At 56.1% G+C, this 16,184-nt stretch carries 11 protein-coding genes; 9 read left to right on the top strand and 2 right to left on the bottom strand.

The annotated features are described in order from the left end of the window. Nucleotides 1-57: 57 nt before the first annotated feature. A complete protein-coding gene (locus K227x_RS26545) occupies nt 58-1,008 on the bottom strand; it encodes an L-lactate dehydrogenase (protein ID WP_145175136.1) in 951 nt (316 codons plus the stop codon). Between the two features lie 321 nt (nt 1,009-1,329). Here K227x_RS26545 and K227x_RS26550 point away from each other — a divergent pair, with 321 nt between their 5' ends. The 5 genes from K227x_RS26550 (at nt 1,330) to K227x_RS26570 (ending at nt 9,471) form a co-directional block, all read left to right on the top strand. Further along, nucleotides 1,330-3,471 (top strand): TonB-dependent receptor plug domain-containing protein, encoded by a 2,142-nt coding sequence (locus K227x_RS26550; RefSeq protein WP_145175139.1) that lies wholly within the window; start codon nt 1,330-1,332, stop codon nt 3,469-3,471. 118 nt (nt 3,472-3,589) lie between these two features. Then, nucleotides 3,590-4,237, top strand: coding sequence for a YfiR family protein (locus K227x_RS26555; RefSeq protein ID WP_145175142.1), 648 nt, complete (start codon nt 3,590-3,592; stop codon nt 4,235-4,237). 33 nt (nt 4,238-4,270) lie between these two features. Continuing rightward, nucleotides 4,271-6,646, top strand: coding sequence for an ATP-binding protein (locus K227x_RS26560; RefSeq protein ID WP_218933559.1), 2,376 nt, complete (start codon nt 4,271-4,273; stop codon nt 6,644-6,646). Nucleotides 6,647-6,987: 341 nt separating this feature from the next. Further along, on the top strand, nt 6,988-8,061 hold the full coding sequence (locus K227x_RS26565; protein ID WP_218933560.1) for an HD domain-containing phosphohydrolase: 1,074 nt from the start codon (nt 6,988-6,990) through the stop codon (nt 8,059-8,061). Between the two features lie 36 nt (nt 8,062-8,097). Next, complete coding sequence (locus K227x_RS26570; RefSeq protein WP_145175150.1) at nt 8,098-9,471, top strand: diguanylate cyclase; 1,374 nt, start codon at nt 8,098-8,100, stop codon at nt 9,469-9,471. Between the two features lie 45 nt (nt 9,472-9,516). Here the strand turns inward: K227x_RS26570 and K227x_RS26575 are convergent, their stop codons facing one another. After that, nucleotides 9,517-10,449, bottom strand: a complete 933-nt coding sequence (locus K227x_RS26575; protein ID WP_246146313.1) for a helix-turn-helix domain-containing protein — start codon at nt 10,447-10,449, stop codon at nt 9,517-9,519. 136 nt (nt 10,450-10,585) lie between these two features. Between K227x_RS26575 and K227x_RS26580 the strand changes: the two genes are divergently transcribed. From K227x_RS26580 to K227x_RS26595, 4 genes are all read left to right on the top strand, one after another. Next, a complete protein-coding gene (locus tag K227x_RS26580) occupies nt 10,586-11,869 on the top strand; it encodes an L-rhamnose isomerase (RefSeq protein WP_145175153.1) in 1,284 nt (427 codons plus the stop codon). Nucleotides 11,870-11,961: 92 nt separating this feature from the next. Beyond that, nucleotides 11,962-13,386, top strand: a complete 1,425-nt coding sequence (locus tag K227x_RS26585; RefSeq protein WP_145175156.1) for a hypothetical protein — start codon at nt 11,962-11,964, stop codon at nt 13,384-13,386. Nucleotides 13,387-13,409: 23 nt separating this feature from the next. Beyond that, the gene (locus K227x_RS26590; RefSeq protein WP_145175159.1) at nt 13,410-13,607 is read left to right on the top strand and encodes a hypothetical protein; all 198 of its coding nucleotides are present in this window, start codon (nt 13,410-13,412) and stop codon (nt 13,605-13,607) included. A gap of 80 nt (nt 13,608-13,687) precedes the next feature. Beyond that, nucleotides 13,688-16,174, top strand: coding sequence for a family 78 glycoside hydrolase catalytic domain (locus tag K227x_RS26595; protein ID WP_246146314.1), 2,487 nt, complete (start codon nt 13,688-13,690; stop codon nt 16,172-16,174). Nucleotides 16,175-16,184 lie beyond the last annotated feature (10 nt).

Genomic DNA, 16,184 nt, shown 5'->3' on the forward strand with positions numbered 1-16,184 from the left:
GCGAACGGTGCCCCTGATCACCGGCACCCTGAACGCTGGCACCCTGATCACGGGTATCTAGATCACGGGCATTTCCATCGAGTCGATGGCGTCTCGGATGATGTTTGCGCTGGCGTTCAGCAATTGATGTTCGCTGTCGTTCAGCATCAAAGGAATCGACGCTAGCACTCCCTTGCCACCTAGCAGATGTGGCATCGAGATCGTGACATCGGAAACTCCGGCAACGTCTTCGATTCGCGAGCAAACTGTCAAAATCGAGCGTTGGTCGTGCAACAGGACGTCAACGATCCGGGCCAGAGCACTGCCGATTCCATAGTAGGTCGCTCCTTTGCCTTCGATGATTTGATAGGCGGCGCGGCGCACCTGTTCATCAATGCTGGCTCGCTGACCGGCGTCCAATCCAATCCCGCGGACTTCACTGAACTCCGTCAGCGACAATCCTGCGATCGTGGCCAGGGACCATGTCAGGACTTCCGAATCGCCATGTTCGCCAATGACATGAGCATGCACATGGCGTGAATCGACGCCGAACTGCTTTCCAACCAAACTGCGAAACCTTGCCGTATCAAGCGTGGTTCCAGAGCCAATCACGCGACTGATCGGTACTCCCATCTGCATTGCGATTTCACCAGCAACATGCGTCATGATGTCGACCGGGTTGGTCGCAACCAACAGAATCGCATCGGGGGCATTCTGGATAATCTGAGGGATGCAGTCTCGGAACACGTCGGCGTTTCGTTGCAGCAAATGCAATCGATTTTCGCCTGGTTTTTGGCCGACCCCGGCGGCAATGATCACCACGCGGCTATCGGCCAGGTCCGCGTAGTCACCGGCGCGGACGGTCAATGGGTGCGAGAACGGAACCGCATGCGTGATGTCGTTCGCCTCGGCGATCGCACGTTCCTTTTGTTGATCCACCAACACGATCTCGCGACCGATCCCCTGCATCACAAGCGCGTAGGCTGCGGTCGATCCGACAAATCCACATCCGACAATGCTAACTTTCATGTTCGATCTTTCTTGGGTCTGAAAAGGATGAACGCTCCGTGACGCCGCTGGCCGGTATTCGCCGAATGCCGTCTCTGTCTTGGCATATCCAATGGCCATGCGGAATCCCCCCGCACGACGCATTCATCCAGCTTTCGATCGATCACGAATCCCGATCGGCCGCACAACTGTTTCAGGCCTACCATTCTGAAACCGCCTAGCGGTCCTCGCGGCAACGTCCCGATGGTATTGAGGAATGATAACGATGTCGGAATCTAGCAGGTTGGTGCCTGCTACCGGAATAATCGGTAATTGATAAAGCGGACTGGCAAGGAGGCCAAGGTGACGCCATCGTTAAGAATGTGGGCTTTGACGGTGTTCGCAGCCGCGGGCAACCTGGCAATGGCTCAGGAACTGGTTCCAGTCGACGTGGTCAGTCCGCCGGGTATCCAGAAAGAAACTGGGCAAGCCGGTAGCGATTTGGATGCTGATGCGGACTTGGACATTCCCGATGGGGATGAAGACGAACTGGATTCGTTGCTGGATCTGGTGGATGACGACGTCAGCAAACTATCCAGCGTCAACGTCAGTCGCCAGGCGACCATGGCGCCGGCTTTGAACACAGAAGTCACGACGGTCAGCCGGCAAAAGAGCACGATTGGTCGATCGCCGGCGGCTGTCTTTGTCATTTCCAACGAAATGATCCGCCACTCGGGTGCTCGCACGATTCCCGACGTGCTGCGAATGGCTCCCGGAGTGCAGGTTTCTCAGATTGACGCCAGCGAATGGGCAGTCAGCATTCGAGGATCGAACGGTCGATTCGCAAACAAGCTGCTCGTTCAGATCGACGGCCGAACGGTCTACACCCCGTTGTTCGGAGGCACCTTCTGGGACGTCCAGGACTTACTTTTCGAAGACATCGAACGAATCGAAGTGGTTCGCGGCCCCGGTGCAGCAGTCTGGGGTGCGAACGCGGTCAACGGGGTGATCAACATCATCACCAAGAACGCAAAAGATACTCACGGGACCTTCGTCGAAGCGGGTGCCGGGACCGAGCAAAACGGTTTTACGAGCGCCCGGCATGGATGGCGAACAGCAAACGGCGTCGACATGCGTGTCTATGGCAAGTGGTTTGACCGCGACGAAGCCACGCTGCCGGATAGCGATGCCCACGATGATTGGAGGATGGCACGCGGTGGCTTCCGCGCCGACTGGAAACCTGATCACACTTCGCACCTGACGTTCCAGGGTGACGCCTATGGAGGTGAATCCGGAAGAGAAAGCCTCGTACCTACGCCGGCCCCCGTCTATACGCGAACCGTAATCGAAGACACGGATCTTTCGGGGTTCAATGGATTGCTCCGATACTCGCAAACTTTAAATGATGACAACGAATGGTCGATCCAAGCCTATTTCGACCATACGTACCGCCAGTTTCAGCAATTGAAATTCGGGGAAAAACGAGACAGCGTGGACATCGACTTTCAGCACCAGTTCAAGGCGTTTGACGATCACTCGTTCGTCTGGGGTGCGAGCTACCGCAATTCACGTGACCACATCTACGACTCGCCATTCTTCCTGACGTTTGACCCGGATGACCGCACCGTCGACCAGCTCAACTATTTCGTACAGGATGAAATCACGCTAATCGACGACGCATTGTACTTCACCACCGGTGCGAAGTTCACACACAGCGACTACACACCGTTCGAGTTTCAGCCAACCGCCCGGATCCTGTGGACCCCCAACGAACGGCAATCCATATGGGCGTCGTATTCTCGTGCCGTTCGATCTCCCACACGTGTTGGGATCGACGTCAGTTTGACGATGCTGCCCGGACCATCGGCGCCAACCGCGTTCCCTCTATTCTTGGGAAACCGCAAATTTGCTTCCGAAAACATGGACGCTTGGGAAATTGGAATGCGAGCTCAGCCCACCCAGGCATTTTCGTGGGACGCGGCCGCGTTCTACTTTGATTACGACGATTTGCAGGCCGTATCGGTCGGGGCACCCTACTTTAGTTTGGGCCCTCCGGCAGCAGTCTACGTTCCGCTGACCATCACGAACTCTGGCCAAGGACGCAGCTACGGATTCGAATTGGGTGCGAATTACGCACTCAGCGAAGACTGGCGATTGTACGGTGCTTACACGTTCCTACGTGAGCAACTGACGACGGCAAGCACTAACGTCGGCGGCAGCCCGGACAATCAGATTTACCTGCAATCATCGTTCAATCTGACCAGACATACCGATTTGGACGTCATGTGGCGGTACTCCGATAGTCTGCCCCTGCAATCGACGCCTAGCTACAACACCATGGACGTGCGATACGCATGGCGGCCCAGCCGTGATTGGGAAGTGGCATTGGTTGGACGCAACTTACTGCAACCTGACCATAAAGAGGTCGGGAATGACGGTTTTACCGGTAATGTGTCCACCAACATCCAGCGTGAATTCTACGCTGCGATCAGTCTTTGGTATTAAACCGCTAAATACCTGCTAGTCAAGCGTTTTGGAACACTCGCTCGAATCGTGTCCTACCATTCAAGCATGGCATATTGCCTTCTCGAAACACCCTATTAACCTCCACCGGACCTCCCCAATGCAAAGGGACCAAGACGAATGCCATTCGTTTGTCCCTGCGCCCGGTGCAGTGTTTGTGATGATTGCATTGATTGTCGGGCCCATCCCTTGCTTTGGCCAAACGATCACTCCGGCTCACACACCGACTAGCAACTCGCTAACCACGTCGACCGTGCAAACGGCAAAAGAAAGCAACATCAAAGCGGTGTACCTGTACAGCTTTGGTCGATTCACGACCTGGCCGACTAGCGATTCGAATGCCGTCGACCAATTCACCATCGGCGTGGTCGGCCCCACCGGCGTTCACAGCAGCCTGGAAAAGATCGCGGCCAAACGCACGATTCAAGAGATGCCGATTCAGATTCGGCACTATGTCTCGGCCAGCGAGGTGACCGCCGGCGATTGCCAACTGCTGTTCGTCACCCAATCCATTCCAGCGGCCGATGCAGCCACGCTAGCCGCAAGGCTTCGTGAGACCCCCGTGCTGATCGCTACCGAAACGGGCGATTGCCCCGTTGGGACCGTGGTCAATTTCGTTCCCGAAGGCAGTTCAATCCACTTCGAGATTGATATCGAAGAGGCCAAGCGTAAACGACTGGCCATGGACGCCCGGTTGCTTCGCCAAGGCAAACCGATGCCGAGCAGCACCCCCAATCAAGGTCCTTAGACGTCCGTGATGACTCCACACAACGGTTCCAGCATGCCAACTTGCACGCATCCACTGCAAACGCTGCGCAATGCGTCGATCAAAACCAAGCTGCTGCTATTGGCGACGACATCCGTCGCGATGGCGCTGTTGATGGCGTTCGCGGGAATGGCGGTGAACGACATCCGGTTCATTCGCAGTTCGAAAGTCGATCAGCTTGAATCCCAAGCAAAGATGTTGGCGTTCAACTCCGTTGGCGTGTTGACGTTTCAAGACGAATCGGCAACACGAGAGCTGCTGCGTTCGATGGAGATGTATCCCACGGTCGAATACGCTTGCATCTACGACGAAACGGGACGGGTCTTTGCCGAGTATCGTGCTAACGAACTATCCGATGCACGGGCACGAGAGATCCAAACTTCGGGAAACCAAATCACCGACGCCGGCGTCGAAGTTCTGCACACCATATCCGATGCCGGCGAAGACATCGGTTCGGTCTATCTGTTTGCAAACATGTCGGATCTGCAGGCACACGTGCAAAGCTATCTGATGCTGTGCGGCGGATTGCTGGTTGGATCGTTGGTGGTCGCAGGGCTGTTTGCATCCCAGATGCAACGCCTGATATCCAGCCCGATCCGAGAATTGGCCCTGGCAGCGAATCGTGTCAAACGGGAACGCGACTTTACGATTCGTGTCCAACCGGCAGCAAGCGATGAACTGGGCCAACTCGGGGGCGCGTTCAACGCCATGCTGGACGAAATCCAACATTCCAAGGCCGCCTTGCAAGCCGCCAATGACGAACTGGAAGACCGCGTTGAACAGCGTACTGCCGAACTGACCGAAGAGATTACACAACGCCAATCCGCCCAAGAAGCACTGCAAGTTGCCTGCACTGCGGCCGAAGCGGCAAGCCGTGCCAAGAGTGAATTCCTGGCGAACATGAGCCACGAGATTCGCACTCCGCTGAACGGCATCCTCGGCTTCACCGAACTGCTGACCAACAAATCGGACGGTAACGATCCTCGCAAACGCAAAGAGTATCTTGAAACCATCTCTGCCAGCGGCACCCACCTACTGGGGCTAATCAATGACATCTTGGACCTATCGAAAATCGAAGCTGGCCAGCTAGAAGTCGAACTGTCGCCGTGTTCGCCCCATGACGTCATCAACCAAGTGGTCAGCGTTCTGCGCGCTAGAGCGCAACAGAAAGGGCTGAAGCTAAACTGCGCCTGGTCTAGCCGTGTGCCTGAATCGATCGTGACCGATGGCGGCCGACTGCGGCAATTGCTGATGAACTTGGTTGGCAACGCCATCAAATTCACCAAACAGGGCAACGTCACCATCGACGCCGAACTGGACCACTTTTGCGAGATGCTAACGATCCGCGTGACGGATACCGGAATCGGGATCCCCGAAGACAAGCAGGCCGATATTTTCAGTCCGTTCGTGCAGGCCGACAACTCGGTAACCCGCCGCTACGGTGGCACAGGACTGGGACTGGCGATTTCAAAGCGTCTTTCGGCGGCTCTGGGCGGTGACCTAAGAGTCGAAAGCAGCGAGGGCAACGGCAGCGTTTTCATTCTGAATGTGAAAACCGGGCCGCTGAACTCTGTCGCACTGCTGGACGCTCCCCCCGCCGACGCGCTGATGGGAACAACCACCCACCATTTCGATCAAGAAATTGACCTGCCCAAATCAAACATCCTGTTGGTAGAAGACGGCGAAATCAATCGCAAACTTGTTCGCATCATGCTAGAGGAAGCAGGTGCAACCGTGACCACCGCCGAAAATGGCTGGGTCGCGGTCAATGCAACATCGAAGGCAACATTCGACCTGATCCTAATGGACATGCAAATGCCGGTGATGGACGGCTACACCGCAGCGACCCGCATGCGAAGCGATGGCCTGAGCACCCCGATCATCGCCCTAACGGCTCACGCCATGAAGGGTGATGAAGAGAAATGCCTGAACGCTGGATGCACAGCCTATTTGACCAAGCCCATTCAGAAGGCCGTGTTGCTAGGCGAGGTTTTGGATCACTTGACGCGCGCCGGTATCGCGAAGGTTGCCCCTACCGAAACCCTGGGTGGTCTCACCGAAGCATCCCCCGAACCACCATCCGGATTGAAATCGACATTGCCACTGGACAACGTCGTCTATCGCGAGATCGTCGAAGAGTTTGTTGAGTTTTTGCAACATCACGTGGCCGAGATGCAGTCGGCGTATGCGAGCGAAAACTTTGAATCCTTGGCCAAACTTGCCCACGCTCTGAAAGGTGCCGGGGGCACAGCCGGGTTCGATGTACTCACTGCCCCCTCGGCCAAGCTACAGAAATCAACCAACGACATCGATCCAAGTGAAATCGAAGCAACGCTCGCAGAACTAGCAGATCTGTCTCGCCGCATTCACGAAACGCCTCAGCGTGCATAAGCAGATTAGCAACGAGCGATCCATAAGTGTCGCGATGAAAGTCATCTCGCCCCCGCCGCGCAGCGGTTTGCAGGGGAGAGAGTTAGAGAGGGGGGGAGGAGAAAGAAACGACACTTATGGATCGCTCGTTGTTTAGTCCGGATCAATTCTGGGAAATGTGCCGCTGCCTACAGCACGGCGACCTATGTTCCAGATACACAGCCTGTCATCACCGCCTCCGATAGAACCTTTCGGCCATGCCTCTTGCGATAGCCAGTTCAGATCTCACGACCGAAGGCAATTCCACTACGGGTCGAAATCATTCAAACAACCTGGCAAGTTCAATTCATTCGGCGAAGATCATGATCGTCGATGATATCGCGGTCAATGTGCGCGTTGCTCAAGCTCATTTGGAATCTGCCGGTTATACCAATTTTGTCACCCTTAGCGATTCCACCGAAGCCATGGAACGCATCCAAGACGATGCACCGGATGTGATCCTGTTGGACATCATGATGCCGGACATCAGCGGCTTGGAAATTCTGCAGCAACTTCGCAGCCAAGAATCCACCGCTCGATTGCCAGTTTTGATTCTGACCGGTGCTGAAAGTCGTGAACTGAAGCACGAAGCGTTGCAGCTTGGAGCGACCGACTTTCTTAGCAAGCCAATCGACATCGAAGAACTTTTGCCACGCGTGCGAAATAGCTTGGTCATCAAGGGCTACGAAGATGACTTAAAAACACAAGTCATGCAGCGAACAGCGGAACTGGAACAGGCCCAGACTGAATTGATTCATTGCTTGGCCCGCGCCGCCGAATCGCGAGACAACGATACCGGCGCCCATGTGATTCGAGTCGGAAAATACGCCGGCCTGATCGGCGACGAACTGGGCATGGACCAATCCGAAGTATCACGTTTGATGCAGGCAGCCACGCTTCACGACGTGGGCAAGATTGGAATCCGCGACGAGATTCTGCAGAAACCCGGGAAACTGACCCCCGAGGAAATGATCGAAATGCAGCGACACTGCGGTCTCGGACGACGCGTCCTGGAACGAGTCCCTGGATTCGACGACTTCTTCGTACAAGACCACACGTCGATCGGCGATCAGATCATGCGGGCCTGCAGTTCACCGACGATCCAGATGGCACGGACGATCGCCCTGACTCATCACGAACGATGGGATGGCAGCGGGTACCCGCTTGGCCTGTCCGGTGAATCGATTCCCTTGGAAGGTCGGATCACCGCGGTCGCCGATGTCTTCGACGCCGTCAGCAGTCGCCGCAGCTACAAGGATCCGTTCTCGCTGGACGAATCGCTAGCGATCATTGACGAAGGAAGTGGATCTCACTTCGACCCAGCCGTCACAGCGGCCTTTCTGAGACGAGTCCAAGATATTGTCAAAATTCAAATCCAGCACGCCGACGTTGCCTAGTTCGCCACACAAACTCACCGCAGTTTGAGCCGTACCATGACCATTTCCATCGATCCAGTCGAGCGACCTCGCGTCCTTGTCGTTGACGATCACTTCACGACCAGAAAACTGATGACGGCCTGGCTAGAAATGTCAGGCTACACGGTGGTCCAGGCGGAAGATGGCGGCTGCGCCTGGGATAGCGCAAAGACCAATTGCCCGCCCATCGTGGTCACCGACTGGAACATGCCCAACATGTCGGGCCTAGAACTTTGCCGTTCCATTCGCCAACAACATGGCAACGACGACATCTACGTCCTGATCGCGACGGCTCGCGACACCGGCGATGATTTGTCGGCTGCGATGGAAGCCGGCGCCAACGACTTCCTATCCAAACCAATCCGCGAAGAAGAGTTTCTGGCCCGCATCCGCAGCGCCGAAATCGCGTTGAATCGGTTGCAAGAGAAAACGGCGCTGGCCGAATTGGATTCGTTGACCGGACTGTTGAACCAACGTTCGTTTAAACAGCGAGCGCAGCGGTCCTGCGAAATATCGATCGCCGCCGGCAATCCGGTGTCATGCATTTTGTTGGACATCGATCACTTCAAGCAGTTCAACGACCAGTATGGGCATGCCACCGGCGACGAGGTGCTAAGAATTGTCTCCGATGTGATCTCGGAACATGTCCGCCAAACCGACCACGCCTGTCGCTTAGGTGGCGACGAATTTGCGGTCTTGCTTCACAATGTATCCGAACAAGATGCCATGAAGTTTGCGAATCGCATTCGCAAACAGATTGCACTGCAGTCATGCAATGGTGGGAACCAGTCGTTGCGTGTGCGAACCACACTGGGTGTCGCGACGACAAATAGTGGCGACTTGGCCATCAGCAGCCTGATTGAACAGGCCGATTCTGCGTTGCTTGCCGCAAAGGTTGCCGGACGGGACCGTGCTTTAAGTACCAGCGACCTGCAACGCAATGAACAGGGAAAGCTGGGCCAGCAAAGCACATTGGTCGACCGACTGCGCGAAATTCATGCCGACGAGGTCATGACAAAGACCATCGGAGTGTTCCGTGACTCGGAATCACTGGACGATGCGAGGGAACTGTTCTTAAAGTCAGGAATCGACTGCGCGTGTGTGGTCAATGTGCAATCCGAACTGGTTGGCATGGTCAGCGAACGCGACTTCATGAACACGCTGACAACGCAGAACACCAGCAAAAATCCGTTGTCCAGTGTGATGAATAACAACATCACGCGATTCCCGCCTAGGACATCCCTTGCCGTCGTGTGGGACTCACTTCAACGCAATCCCATGCTTCGCGCCGTGATTGTCGACAACAATGGGTTCCCGCTTGGCTTGGTGACCCGCCGGGCGGTGTTGGAAGCGGTGCATCGTCTGGTTCAAACGATCGACAGCGACAAGTAGCGGGCGCACCGGATCCAGGGACAGGGCAAGCGGTAGATCGATCGCCTACTGAACTTGTTTTCGATACTCGCGTGGCGAGATCCCAAGCGTGTTTCGGAATTGACGACTGAAATAGTTGCTATCGGCAAAACCGACTTCGAAAGCGATCTCGGTAATGGTTTGATCGGTGCTGCGCAACAGCCGACTTGCTTCTCGGATACGCAGATCAATCAAGTACTTGATGGGCGGGGTGCCCATGGTTTCTTCGAACGTGCGGATGAAGTTGCGTCGCGACATCCCAGAGATGTCAACCAATTCGTCCAGCGTGATCGGATGCGAAAATTTGCGTCGGATATGCGAGATCGACTCAGCGATACGAAGCAGTTTCTTGCTCTCGGGGTTTCGCGTTCGGCTGTAACAGCGAGACAAGAAAGTTACCAACTGCAGCATCGATGCCGTTGCCATCACGCCGAAACCTGGGCCGCGATCGGCAAGCTCTGCTTCCAACCCGTCGATCAACCGCAGCGTTTCGACCATCTGAACAGGGCTCAGTTGAAGCCGGCTGGTAAATTGATGTCGCTTACGCCAAGCCGGTTCCAGAGTGAATAGAGCGTGATAGCCGGTCAACGACTGCAGATCCGCAATCGACATGGGCAGCTCGGTCGGATCAAACAGGATGTTGATCAGACTTAGCTGGTCCATATTCAAATAGTCATGCGGACGGTCGCCACCGATCACAAAGGTATCGCCCACCGAAAGTTCGTAGCTGTCTTCGCCCGTGATGTGCATTCCTTTGCCGCCGGTGATGATGACGATCTCTGCAAACTCGTGGCAATGCAAACCGAACGGTTGCTGGGGATCCCGGCGTTCCACGACGATCGGAAATCCGTCTTGGTGGAACCAGTCCTGCTTCTTCAGTTTTCGCATCATTTCGCGGGCAAGACTCGGGTGCTTTGACCACGATAGCGGGGTCGGATAGGCGACGACGACAGCATCCATGCTCTGGCGTTATTGTGCTAATCCCGGGCACGATCGTCAAGGTTTAGCCCCCCGTGACCCATTACATTGGGGACACCAAAGCGACATCAGGCCGCTCGACCACCCCCCTGGCCCCCCTTAACCCAGACCTGCGACCATGAACAACCCGGGCAATATCGAGGCTAGTTTCCAGCTTGCTGTGCAGCAGTACGAAGCCATGGGTGTCGATGTCGATGCGGCACTCGACCGGATGCGCAGCGTTGAAATATCGGTCCATTGCTGGCAGGGGGATGATGTTTCGGGGTTTGAAGGCGATGGGGGATCGCTCGGAAACGGACTTGCCGTCACGGGCAATTATCCCGGCCGCGCCCGAAACCCCGACGAACTACGCAGCGATCTGGAAATGGCCTATTCGCTGATTCCCGGTAAACATCGGCTGAACCTGCATGCGATGTACGGCGAGTTCAATGGCCCAGTTGACCGAGATGCCATCGGCGTTGAACACTTCCAGGGTTGGATGGATTGGTCACGCGACCAGAAGATCAGCCTGGATTTCAACCCGAGCTATTTCTCGCATCCCAAAGCGTCCGATGGATTCACGCTTGCGTCAGCCGATTCGGGGATTCGTCAGTTCTGGATCGATCATGGGATTGCCTGCCGCAACATTGCTGCAGCGATGGGTGCAGCCCAGGGCAACCCGTGCATCAATAATTTTTGGGTGCCGGACGGTTACAAAGATACCCCGGCAAGTCGCCAAGCGCCGCGCCAGCGCCTAGCCGATTCGCTGGACAAGATTTTCGCGGAACCATTGCCACGTGACCAAACACTCGATGCGGTCGAATGCAAACTGTTTGGCATCGGCAGCGAAAGCTACGTGGTGGGATCGCACGAGTTCTACATGGGCTACGCAATCTCGCGTAATAAAGTCCTGTGCTTGGATGCCGGACACTTCCATCCGACCGAAGTGATCTCGGACAAGATTTCGTCCGCACTGATGTACGTCCCCGAATTGCTGCTTCACGTTAGCCGAGGCGTCCGCTGGGACAGTGACCATGTCGTCACCTACAGCGACGAACTGCAATCGATCATGCAAGAGATTGTCCGCGGCGACTATCTTGATCGAGTGCACATTGGATTGGACTTTTTCGATGCCAGCATCCACCGGGTTGCCGCATGGGCTATCGGAACTCGCAATGCACTGAAGGCGATGATGGCGGCACTGCTTGAACCCGTCGACAAGATCCAGCAACTTGAACGCGACGGTGACCTGACCGCTCGGTTGGCCTTGATGGAAGAACAAAAAACGATGCCGCTGGGTGCCGTCTGGAACCACTATTGCCAAACCGCGGGCGTTCCGGTCGGTGCCGACTGGTTGCAGAACGTCCGTGACTACGAAAACAACGTCACGTCGCGGCGAAGCGATCACCCTGTGGCACTGTAAGAACGAACGTTTGGTTCGACCGCATCCGCCGTCGGCCTGCGAAAGCGGGTTCCGATCGTGCGAGAAACAACCTTTCCATTTCGAGTACGTTGATGAGCGAAGAAGCTTCGAGTTCAGGCGGAGAATTTGAACGCGATCCGGTGCCGGATTCGGCGCTGCTGGGCAGCGGCAAGTTCTGGGGCATGTATGCTGGCGAGCATGCGGCGGGCACGGAATTCATGATCGGCCCCCTATTCTTGGCGGCCGGGGCCAGCTTGTCCGACCTGCTGCTTGGATTGCTGCTTGGCAATCTCCTTGCAGTGTTGACCTGGCGATTCCTGGTCGTCCCCATCGCGATGGCGAAACGGTTCACGCTGTACTATCAACTCGAACGCATCGCGGGCGGATCATTGGTCAAGTTCTACAACTTGGTCAATGGACTGCTTTTCTGTTTTCTGGCTGGGGCAATGATCACCGTTTCGGCCTCTGCCGTCGGCGTGCCCTTTGACATCACGTTTGATGTCCCCAGCAACATGCTTGGGCTCAGCAACTTGTCCTTTACCGGCTTGGTCGCGATCGTTGGCGTTGTCATCGCGGTTGTTGCGGCGGGCGGCTATGGACGCGTCGCTCGGTTTGCCAACATCGCAGCACCCTGGATGATCGGCGTCTTTGCTGCGTGCGGAATCGTTTCGCTGGCACAGATGAACGCAACCAGCTTTGCAGCGATATCCGAAGGCGTATTTTGGAGCGACGCGATCGCGTTTGTGCAGGAAAAGAACGGACCGCAGACGTTCAGTTTCTGGCAGATCGTTGTATTTGCCTGGCTGTGCAACGGGGCAATGCACTTTGGCATGGCCGACTTGACGATTTTCCGATTCGCGCGAAGCAAATCCTCGGGATGGGCGCCTGCGATCGGCATGTTCCTGGGGCACTACATGGCCTGGATCGCCGCCGCATTGCTACTGGCTGCCCTGATCAAACTGCAACCGGCAATGGCACTGGGCAGCGACGGCAAGGTGACGGCCAACCCAGGGATGTTGGCGTTCGAATCGCTTGGATGGGCTGGCATCATCTGTGTGGTGATCGCGGGCTGGACGACGGCGAACCCGACCATCTATCGCGCGGGATTAGCTTTCCAGGGCGTGATCCCCAGCAGTTCGCGGACAGCGATGACCTTGGTCGCCGGCGGCGTGGCAACGATTGCCGGTGCGTTCCCGAACCTATCTGCCCAACTGCTCGGCTTCGTCGGAACTTACGGAACCGTGCTGGGCCCGATGGGGGCGGTCATCTTTGTGGACTTTTACCTGATGAAGAAGTACGGCCTGCAAGACGAGTACGCGCAGCGAAGTGGATCGAAGATCAACCCAGCCGTGATGATCGCGTGGTTGCTGCCGGTCGCGGTAGGACTGTACCTGATCATCGTCGAAGGACTGTTTGCTGCCTACGCCGTGATCCCATGCTGGATCGCCTGCGGCGTCCTCTATCTGGTGCTTAGCAAGTGGATGCAAAAGCCCAGCGATCAACCAGCAACCGCCTAACCCAACCAACGAACGAAATCCCCATGAACATCATCGCCAAAATCGTATCCCTGATCGCGTTGGGCTGTGTCATCGTCCCCTGCCTGCTGTATTTCGCCGGATCCATCGGACTCGACACGGTGAAGTGGACCGCGCTCTTGGGCACCATCGGGTGGTTCATCGCCACGCCAATATGGATGAGCCGAGAAACACGCGTCGATGCCGATCAAGTCGAAATTTAGAACAGCATCGGTTTCGAACGGGCGCTTACGCAAAACGCCGATCCTCCCCCCCCCCACCAATTCACACCCAGGTTTTTCGCATGAGATTCCTTTTGTGCCTGCCGCTGATTGCAACGTTTCTGATTCTAGATGTCAGCGATGCGCAACAGCCATCCGTTGCCTCGGAACCAAGCCAAGCGAGCGACGCAGGCGGCGAGGCGGGTTTCCAAGCCATGATCAGCCGTGGCTATCAACCGCTGTTCAACGGCAAGGACCTAGCCGGGTGGCGGAATCCCTATCCGCACGGCGAAGCACGGGTTGTCGACGGCGAGATTCATCTGCTGGCAGACGACAAGTTTTTCTTGGTCACCGAGAAAAAGTACGATGACTTTCGCTTGTGCGTCGACATCCACCTGCCCGATGGCCCTGCCAACTCGGGTGTGATGTTCCGCTGTCGCGTCGATGATGAAGCTGCCAAAAAGAAGGTCTACGGGTACCAAGCCGAATGCGACGGATCGGATCGACGCTGGTCCGGTGGCCTGTTCGACGAGGCACGGCGAGGATGGATCTGGCCTAGCACCAAAGGACGTTCACGCGACCAGTTCCTAGTACACGAAGAAGAATCCAAAGCAGCGTTTGCCGATCCCAAGATCGCCAATGCACTCAATCGCAATGGTTGGAATCGATTCGAAGTCACTTGCATCGGTGACCGGATCCGTATCGAAGTCAATGGAATCACCACGGTCACTTTCCATGACACCACGGATGCATCGGGATACATCGGGATCCAGCATCATGGCGAAGACGGACAAACCTATCGTTTCCGAAACCTGTTCATCAAAGAACTTCCGAACGTGCCGGCCCAGGAGACCGTTTCGATCGTCGAACAAGAACCCATCTCGGTCCAAAAAATCGACGACAAAACCATGCTTGTCGATTTTGGCAAAGTCGCGTTTGGGAATATCGCATTGCGAGTGCCCCCATTGGGATCAGGGTCAGGCAAGATTCACTTCGGCGAGAAGCTCCAAGATGGTCGAATCGACCGGCATCCGCCCGGCACCGTTCGTTATGGCGTCAGCGGATTTCGCAAAGGCACTGGCGAAATGGGGACCTGGATCATCGCCGCTGCCGCGGACGCTCGGAACACCGAACAAACCAATCCGATGGGGGTTCACCCGCCCGCCGTGCTGACGCCCAAAACCTGGTTGCCGGTGATGCCGTTTCGATGGGTCGAAATGGAAGGCTGGGAAGGCGAATTCAAACCCGAATACATCCATCGGCGAGCTGCCTTTGCATCCGACTGGAACGACGATGCGAGTTCGTTCCAATGTTCGGACCCACTGTTGAACCAAATTTGGGACCTCTGCAAGTACAGCATCAAAGCGACAACCTTCGCCGGTGTGTACGTCGACGGTGATCGCGAACGCATTCCCTACGAAGCCGATGCGTACCTGAATCAACTAAGCCACTACGCCACCGACGACAACGTCACGATGGCTGCAAATTCGTTCGACTGGCTGATCGAAAATGGAACCTGGCCCAGCGAATGGGCGCCCCACATGGTGTTCATGGCGCATGCCCAGTGGATGTATTCGGGCGACAACGACTGGATCGCACAACGTTACGAATTGCTAAAATCGAAAACGCTGATGCATCGCTGTGGCAAAGATGGATTGGTCCGCAGCGACCAGATGGATCGCCGGAAGCATGACATTGTGGATTGGCCACCGGTCGAACGTGACGCGTTCGTGTTCACCGAGATCAACACCGTGGTCAACGCGTTCCACATCAAGGCGATCGAGCGGATGGCCCAACTGGCGCGTGCGATCGGAAAAGGCGATGACGCAGACGCGTTTGAAGCTCACGCAAAGCTGGCAACCGCTTCCTTCCAAGAGGCCCTTTTCGACGACACCCAAGGCGTTTATCGCGATGGGGTTGGCACCAATCACAGCAGCATCCACGCCAACTTCCTTCCGCTGGCGTTTGGGATCGTTCCCGCCAACAAGATCGCCGGTGTGACCGAATGGCTCGAACAACAAGACATGCGGTGCAGCCCTTATGCGGCCCAATATTTCATGGATGGACTGTTCCGTAGCGGCAGCGGCAGCGGCAAAAAGGCGATCGCATTGATGATCGCCGATGGTGATCGCAGCTGGAAACATATGGTGAACAGTGGGACCACGATCACCTGGGAAGCATGGGACATGAAATACAAGCCGAACCAAGACTGGAACCACGCCTGGGGCGCCGCACCGGCGAACCTATTCCCTCGTTACATCTTGGGTGCCCAACCGACATCCCCGGGCTGGACCACCGTCACCATCCGCCCCTGTCCCAGTGGCCTGAAACAAGCCGAAGGCAAAATCCCAACACCGCGTGGACCGATCCTAATCGATTGGACAAACGATTCGAACTTTGCGATGTCGCTTGCCCTGCCCGATGGCATGTCGGCGTCTGTTGAATTGCCAGCGACGGACCAAAGCAATGGCGTATGGGTCAATGGTAAATCCATCGACGCCACCCAATCCGGCAACCGCTGGGTCCTGAAAGACATGGTCCGTGGCACCGTTACTGTCGAAGTCCGGTAACGCGCTGCGT

Origin of the sequence: Rubripirellula lacrimiformis (assembly GCF_007741535.1) — a bacterium.
Lineage (GTDB): Bacteria > Planctomycetota > Planctomycetia > Pirellulales > Pirellulaceae > Rubripirellula > Rubripirellula lacrimiformis.

Excerpts from the sequence above, each read along its gene's own strand:
- K227x_RS26570 (WP_145175150.1), top strand. The coding sequence starts at position 8,098 with ATGACCATTTCCATCGATCCAGTCGAGCGACCTCGCGTCCTTGTCGTT.
- K227x_RS26575 (WP_246146313.1), bottom strand. The coding sequence starts at position 10,449 with ATGGATGCTGTCGTCGTCGCCTATCCGACCCCGCTATCGTGGTCAAAG.
- K227x_RS26580 (WP_145175153.1), top strand. The coding sequence starts at position 10,586 with ATGAACAACCCGGGCAATATCGAGGCTAGTTTCCAGCTTGCTGTGCAG.
- K227x_RS26595 (WP_246146314.1), top strand. The coding sequence starts at position 13,688 with ATGAGATTCCTTTTGTGCCTGCCGCTGATTGCAACGTTTCTGATTCTA.
- K227x_RS26555 (WP_145175142.1), top strand. The coding sequence starts at position 3,590 with ATGCAAAGGGACCAAGACGAATGCCATTCGTTTGTCCCTGCGCCCGGT.
- K227x_RS26585 (WP_145175156.1), top strand. The coding sequence starts at position 11,962 with ATGAGCGAAGAAGCTTCGAGTTCAGGCGGAGAATTTGAACGCGATCCG.
- K227x_RS26565 (WP_218933560.1), top strand. The coding sequence starts at position 6,988 with ATGATCGTCGATGATATCGCGGTCAATGTGCGCGTTGCTCAAGCTCAT.
- K227x_RS26545 (WP_145175136.1), bottom strand. The coding sequence starts at position 1,008 with ATGAAAGTTAGCATTGTCGGATGTGGATTTGTCGGATCGACCGCAGCC.
- K227x_RS26560 (WP_218933559.1), top strand. The coding sequence starts at position 4,271 with ATGCCAACTTGCACGCATCCACTGCAAACGCTGCGCAATGCGTCGATC.
- K227x_RS26590 (WP_145175159.1), top strand. The coding sequence starts at position 13,410 with ATGAACATCATCGCCAAAATCGTATCCCTGATCGCGTTGGGCTGTGTC.